The organism is Ruegeria sp. AP7, assembly GCF_056539905.1.
On the sequence record NZ_JBQFVT010000045.1, the window covers coordinates 1 to 747 of the forward strand.

Consider the following 747-nt stretch of genomic DNA (forward strand, 5'->3'; position numbering starts at 1 on the left):
CCGCAAAGCGGACATTGGAGCAAGCTGCAACGAACGTCTGCTCTGCGGACAAAGCTTCCGTTCAGATCTTTAAAGGAAATTGCTGCAAATCAAAGCGAATACCGCCTCATTTTCGTATCATTAGCGTTAATTGAAAACGCCGAATTGCACCGGCCTTAGATAGATACGCGCCAGAGAATGAAAAATATTGCCAGACACCCACCTGAGTTCAAAGGTTATCCCAGCTACCGAAGTTGGTTATTGGTGAACTTCATCTTGTTAGGCGGAATTGCTTTACCACCGCTACTCGGTTTGGTTGCTATTGCAGTATTGCAGTCTCGCGGCGTGCAGACCGACGGGCTAGTTAACGGCTTTTTTTTGCTAATCCCAATCATGTTTCTGACGGAAATTCCCTATGCGCTTCTGGCGCTTATTGTTTCTAAGGTGCTCAAGAGCTCGACGCCTGATGAGCCACCCTCCTTGACTGCACTAATGTCCGTTTCCGTTGGTGCCGTCCTAGGGCTAAGTGCGGCGCTAGGCTATCTGATTTTGAGCGCCTTCCTTTCGGAGCGAGGTTTGGGTGAAGTCGTCGGCATGATGGCAGCACTTTGGATGCTCACATTACCGGCGTTTTTGGTTGTTGGTGCGGTAGGAGTTATCGTTGGATCAGCAGCAGGAGCAGTCTTTTCCATAAGCATTTTGCCTCTGTTGTCTCGAAATTAGCCCAGATAAAACAATTCGAACGAACGTCCCATTTGGGCTCAAAGC

General features: G+C 48.9%; 1 protein-coding gene. It reads left to right on the plus strand.

Annotation, left to right across the window (positions count from 1 at the left end; translation table 11 throughout):
• The first annotated feature begins 177 nt into the window (after positions 1 to 177).
• On the plus strand, positions 178 to 702 hold the full coding sequence (locus ACR0KN_RS22460; protein WP_170542865.1) for a hypothetical protein: 525 nt from the start codon (positions 178 to 180) through the stop codon (positions 700 to 702).
• Positions 703 to 747: the final 45 nt, after the last annotated feature.